Here is a 5,945-nt window from a genome sequence, read left to right on the forward strand (position 1 = left end):
GGCCTTACGCCACTCCACGATATGCGCCGAGTACAGACTCTCCCGGCGCAGAATTGCACCCTTCTGCCCGTCCGGGGCCGCCTCGTACTCGTTCAGGATCCGCAGCTTGTACGCCGCTGAGAACGACCGCCGCCGCGCCTTCGGCTCGACCTCCGGGTCCGGCCGCCGGCCCGCGTCCTCACGTCCGTCCACACGGACATCATCGANCAGGCCACGCCCAGCCGGCACCGCCATCGTCACGATCTTCCTCTCCCTACCCGCCCAGGTCACAAGATGATAGCCGCCGCCTGGCTCATCTCATGCTGACAGATAGGGTGGTCCGCCGGTGGCGGATCAACCTGCGCACGACCGAGGACATTGCGGCGCTCGCGGCGTGGCTGAATCCGGTCATTCGCGGCTGGATGAACTACTACGGGGAGTTCTACCGCTCCGAGCTGTACCGTTTACTGCAACGCATCAATACCTATCTGGTGCGATGGGCAAGGCGGAAGTTCAAACGGCTGCGGTCGTTCAAGAAGGCCAAACGCTGGTGGAAGGGGCTGATACGTAGACAGCCCCGCCTGCTCGCCCACTGGGCATGGGTCACCAGTTTCTGACGGACTGGATGGGAAGAGCGGAGTGACAGGAGACCGTCACGCTCCGTTCTGTGGGGGCCTGGGGGTGAGATCCCCCCGGGCTACCCGGCGGTCTGGGCGGGAGCATTCGGCATCAACCGGAACCGGATCATCGGCCCTGGCCGGTGCTACACCGGCGTGGACGGATCGCCGCTGGCGCTGTCGGCCGATGGATAGTTCTCGACTCCGGGTCGGCGGTCTCTCCGGGCAGTTCCGTGCGGCGGAGCGACATCCGACGAGGTTGTCCGATCACCGCGTCGGTAGGCTGCCGGCCATGGCGGGGCTGAGTGACGCCGAGTTGGAGGCTCTGGTCGAGCGTGCTGTCGTCGATGCCTACGGCGAGGACGAACAGCTCGCAGCCTTCCAGTCCGTGATCGAGGACAATCTCGCGGTTCCCTTCCGGACCACAGTCCTGGGGGTGGAGGTGACCGTCGCGGGGATCGATCTGCTGCCTGGGAGCGGTATCGTCGCTGTCTGCGTCCGTGGGAGGCATCGTCAGGCGGTCGGCATTCTGGACCTGCCGCTGCCCACCCCGCCGCCGGCCGGGGCGGAATGGATTGAGGCGTTCCGGCACTGGGCGCTCTGACGGCGTGACGACGAGGGTGGGCTGGACAGACGATGTCGGAGTACCAATACTACGAGTTCCTGGCCGTTGACCGGCCGCTGAACGAACGGGAGCAGGCCCAGGTTCGTGGGCTGTCTACCCGGGCTTGTATCACCGCAACTCGTTTCACCAACGAGTACCACTGGGGTGACTTCGGCGGCGATCCCCGGAAGATGATGGAGCGCTTCTACGACGCTCATCTGTATCTCGCCAACTGGGGTACCCATCGCCTGATGTTCCGCCTGCCCCGGACCCTGCTCGATCTCAGGATCGCCGAGCAGTACTGCGTCGATCCGCACGTCACCGCCTGGACCACCGGGGCGTATCTCGTCGTTGACCTGAACAGCGAGGTCGAGGGTGAGGACTGGGTGGAAGGCGCCGAGGATTCGCTGGCGGCGATTGTCGGTGTCCGTGCCGAACTCGCCGCCGGTGATCTGCGGCCTCTCTACCTGGCCTGGTTGGCTGGCTGGGGAACCTGGGAACGTGACGAGCACGCTTTCGACGACGAGGAGGAGGACGAGCCCGAACCGCCGGTGCCCGCCGGGCTGGGCAGCCTGACCGCGCCCCAGCGGGCCCTGGCGGACTTCCTGCGCCTCGACGCCGACCTGCTCGCCAGCGCGGCCCAGGCCAGTTCACCCGCGCCGGCGACCAAGAACGATCCCCGCGCCCTGGCCAGCTGGATCAAGGATCTTCCGTCCGGTGACAAGGACAAGCTTCTCCGTCAGGTCGCGCAGGGCCACGGCGCCCGGGTCCAGCTGGAGATGCTGCGACGTTTCCGTGGTGAACCCGACAGCAGCGGGAACGATCGCCCTCGCCGCACGGTCGCCCAGCTGCTGGACACCGCGGCGGACCTCCGCCAGACGCGCCACCGGCTCACCGGGGTCAGGCGCGCCGAGTAACCCGGCCCGTCGAGCAGCCCGGCCCGGGAGGCTTCTCGGTCACCGGCGGCGGCTACTCGGTGCCGGCCAGCTCAGTGCCCATCGAACTGGGCCATCCTGTCCGGTTCCCATGTCGGATCGAGTGGTTTGGGTGACTGTGTCATCCTGTTCGGGTGACGGGCGGGGGCGATGGTCGCGCTCTCGATGTCTTCGTGTCCTATGCCGAGGATGGGCTCAGCTGGGCTGAGTGGATCGCGGGGGCGTTGGAGAGCGCTGGTCACCGTGTCACGCTCGAGGCTTGGGATGCGGTGCCTGGTACTCATCGGGTTTCGTGGCTGGATGGGGTGACGCAGCGGGCGCGGCGCACCATCGCGGTGGTGTCGGACGGTTACCTGGATTCGTCGGCGGCGTCGGCGGAGTGGGGTGCGGCCTGGTCGCCGCGGGTGCTGGATGGGGAGCGGCGGCTGCTGGTCGCGCGGGTGACGGACCGGCCGATTCCCGGGCTGCTCGGCCAGCTCGTCCCCATTGATCTGGTCGGTCGCAGCCGGTGGGCCGCGCAGACCGTGCTGCTCGCGGCGGTGCGTGGCGAGGCCGGGCGAGTTGAGGCTGGGCAGGTGGAGGTGGGGGACGGCGCGAGTTTCCCGGACCGCCAGTCATACCTTGGCAGGGCGGTGTTTCCGGGGGAGTTGCCGCCGGTGTGGAACGTGCCGCGGCCCGCGGCGCGGTTCGTCGGTCGGGCGTCGGCGCTGGGCCGGCTCGATGAGGCGATGTCGGGCGGCGGGCTGGTGGCGGTGACGGGTCTGGCGGGGATCGGGAAAACGAGCCTGGCCGTCGAGTACGTCCGTCAGCAGCGGATGGGGTTCGACGCGGTGTGGTGGGTGCCGGCGGGGCGCCCGGAGCTCGTCGGTGAACGGGTGCGGGCGCTCGCACCGGCCCTGGGCCTGCCGCGGCACGCGGAACCGGCGGCCGTCCTGGCCCGGCTCGACGCCGCCGACGGCCGCTGGTTACTCGTCCTCGACGACGCGGCCGGCCCCGGCGAGCTACCTGGCTGGTTGCGCCCCTCGACCGGCGCGGGTCGGATCCTGGTGACGTCGCGCGCCGACGACTGGGTGGACACCGGCGTCGTCGTGCCGCTCGGCCCGTTGGAACGCGCGGAGTCGGTCGCGCTGCTCGCCGACCGGCTCCCGGCGGTCGACCGGGCTGTCGCCGGAGCGATCGCCGGCCAGCTCGGTGATCATCCGCTTGCTCTTGATCAGGCGGCGCATCGGATCGGTCAGGCCCGGGCGCCGGCGGAGACGTACCTGGCGGCGTTGATCGACCGGCCGGCTGTGGTGCTCGGTCAGGGGGAGGTGCCGGGCCGGCCCGGGGTCACCGCCGCAACGCTGTGGGACGAGCCGCTGCGCCGCCTCGACGCGGATGCGCCGGCTGCCGGTGAGCTGCTGCGTCTCGCCGCGCATGGTGATGCCTCCGGGCCGCTGCCGTTGCGGCTGCTGGTGGCCGATCCCGAGGCGATCGGCGACCGGGAGCTGCGCGCGGCCGCGGGTGATCCGTTCGACCTGGCCGGCGCCGTGGCGGACCTGGAACGGTCCGGTCTCGCCCATCGGGACGGTTCCGCGGTGGCCCTGCATCCCCTTGTTCGCGCCGCGGTCCGCGCAGACACGAGCCCCGAGCAGGCCGATCGGCTGGTGGGCACGCTCGGCCGGATGCTGCATACGGCTCTGCCCGAGGACGTCATCGCCACCCCGGATGCCTGGCCGGCCTGGCGCGAACTTCTCCCGCACGCCCTCGCCGCCGTCGAGGCGACCGATCCCGCCGCCGACACCCCGCAGACCGCCTGGCTGGCCGAACACGCCGCCGCCTACCTCACCGAACAGGGCCACCCCGAGCAGGCCGAACCGCTCGCCGCCCGCGCGGTCGCCGCCCNCGAACGCCTCGACGGCCCCGACCACCCCGACACCCTCACCGCCCGCGAAACCCACATCCGCGCCGCCCTCAACGCCGACCACCTCGCCGTCGCCGGCCCGCTGGCCGAACGCAACGCCACCGACCGCGAACGCCTCCTGGGCCCCGACCACCCCGACACCCTCACCAGCCGCGAAACCCTCGCCCGCGCCTACCAACAAGCCGGCCACCTCGACCACGCCACCGACCTGTTCGCCCAGAACCTCACCGACCGCCGCCGCACCCTCGGCGAGGACCATCCCGCCACCCTGGAAAGCCGCCACCGCCTCGGCGCCGCCCTCGACGACGCCGGCCGCGGCGACGAGGCCACCCGCCTCCTGCGACCCACCCTCACCGACCGCGAACGCCTCCTCGGCGCCGACCACCCCGACACCCTCACCACCCGCCACCAACTCGCCGCCACCTACCGACGAATCGGCGCCACCAGCGACGCCGTCGCCCACGCCGAACCCACCCTCACCGCTCGCGAACGCGTCCTCGGCCCGGACCACCCCCACACTCTCGACAGCCGTCACCAACTCGGCGTCACCTACCACCAGGCCGGCCGCCTCGCGGACGCCACCCGAGAACTCGACCAAGCGTTCACCGGCCGCGAGCATGTCCTCGGTCCCCACCATCCCCGCACCCTCGACAGCGCCCACGCCCTCGCCCGCACCCACCTCAAAGCCGGACGACCCGAATCCGCCGTTCCTCTGTTCGACCAGGCCCTGACCGGCCGCGAACGCGTCCTCGGCCCCGACCACTCGGAGACAACGGAAACCCGGGAGAGCCTAGCCGCCGCCCATCTGGCGGAAGGCCGGCCGGGCGAGGCTGTCATCCACTTCGAACGCGTTCTCGACCGCCACGAACGCCTCCTCGGCCGTGCACACCCACGCGCGATGGAAGCCCGAGATGATCTTGCGGCCCACTACCGTGACGCGGGCCAACCGGAAGCGGCCCGCCACCACCTCGAACGCCAGCTCGTCGCCCGCGCCCGGACCGACGGCGTCGCCGACGACCGCACCCTGCGCACCGCCGCCGGCCTGGCCGAGGTCTGCCGCGACACCGGCCGGCTAGCCCAGGCCGTGGACCTCAGCGAACGCGTCCACGCCGTCCGGACCCACAGCCTCGGCCCGGACCATCCCGACACCCGCGCCAGCCGGACCACCCTCGCCGACACCTACCGCCAGGCCGGCCGGCACACCGACGCCGCACCCCTCTACCGTGACGCGCTCACCGACGCCATGCGCGACCACGGCCCCTACCACCCGGACGCCATTCGCGCCCGCCGCGCGCTCACCGACGCCACCCAGCACCAGGGCGCCGACAGGCCACCCCGCCCCGAACGGCCACCGACAGCCGAAACCGGGCATTCCCGCTTCAGCCCATAACCGGCTGGGCCGGTCACCTGCCAAGCACGGCGATCCGTCAACGCGTGTCCGGAGACCCGCCGCCGTCACCGTCCGGGAAGGTATCCGTTTCGTCGGACGGACGGCCGAATCCCGCCAACTTGTCGAACAAGCGCGACCGTGCGTCATCAGGCGCACCCGACTGCTCGGCTGCGCGCTCCCGCTCCGCACGTGCACGCGCGTCCGCCGCCGCGTTCGCCTTGTCCCGGAACTCCCGCATCATCTGATCAAGCTCTCGCTGGCTCCACTCCCGCTCCTGCTCTGAAGCGAGACGGTTTGTCAGCTCGTTGTCGTCGCGGGACTGCCAGGTGCGGGTGAACGAGCCGTCCCAGTCGACCGGGCGCAGCGGCGGGCGGCCCCCGGATGGCGCCTCCGGCGGTTCCGCGGAACCGCCCCGCGCCGGCTCGGCCGGCACCGGACCAGCGTCCGCGGAGGAGCCCGGCGGAGGTGGGGCTGCGTCCCGATCGGCGTCGGGGGCCTGGTCGGGGCCGGTTTTTTC

Annotated in this window: 5 protein-coding genes and 2 pseudogenes; 5 read left to right on the top strand and 2 right to left on the bottom strand. The window is 71.4% G+C overall.

Annotated elements, in window-relative coordinates; all coding sequences use genetic code 11:
* Positions 1-192: pseudogene (locus tag FF36_RS12150) on the bottom strand (IS3 family transposase); the annotation flags it as partial.
* 107 nt (positions 193-299) lie between these two features.
* Between FF36_RS12150 and FF36_RS12155 the strand changes: the two are divergent.
* The 5 genes and pseudogenes from FF36_RS12155 to FF36_RS37780 form a co-directional block, all read left to right on the top strand.
* Positions 300-596 (top strand): group II intron maturase-specific domain-containing protein, encoded by a 297-nt coding sequence (locus FF36_RS12155; RefSeq protein WP_082121856.1) that lies wholly within the window; start codon positions 300-302, stop codon positions 594-596.
* 292 nt (positions 597-888) lie between these two features.
* Positions 889-1,200: a hypothetical protein gene (locus FF36_RS12160; RefSeq protein WP_044885164.1), complete on the top strand. Its 312-nt coding sequence runs from the start codon at positions 889-891 to the stop codon at positions 1,198-1,200.
* A 32-nt stretch (positions 1,201-1,232) separates the two neighbouring features.
* On the top strand, positions 1,233-2,117 hold the full coding sequence (locus tag FF36_RS12165) for a hypothetical protein (protein WP_044885165.1): 885 nt from the start codon (positions 1,233-1,235) through the stop codon (positions 2,115-2,117).
* 191 nt (positions 2,118-2,308) lie between these two features.
* The coding region (locus FF36_RS37775) for a tetratricopeptide repeat protein (RefSeq protein ID WP_242418291.1) at positions 2,309-4,019 on the top strand (1,711 nt) is incomplete at its 3' end.
* A gap of 1 nt (position 4,020) precedes the next feature.
* A pseudogene (locus FF36_RS37780) lies at positions 4,021-5,428 on the top strand (tetratricopeptide repeat protein); the annotation flags it as partial.
* 37 nt (positions 5,429-5,465) lie between these two features.
* Here the strand turns inward: FF36_RS37780 and FF36_RS12175 are convergent.
* Positions 5,466-5,945 (bottom strand): hypothetical protein (locus FF36_RS12175; RefSeq protein ID WP_206778453.1); only part of this gene is annotated, 480 nt, incomplete at its 5' end.

Source organism: Frankia torreyi (genome assembly GCF_000948395.1).
Taxonomy (GTDB): domain Bacteria; phylum Actinomycetota; class Actinomycetes; order Frankiales; family Frankiaceae; genus Frankia; species Frankia torreyi.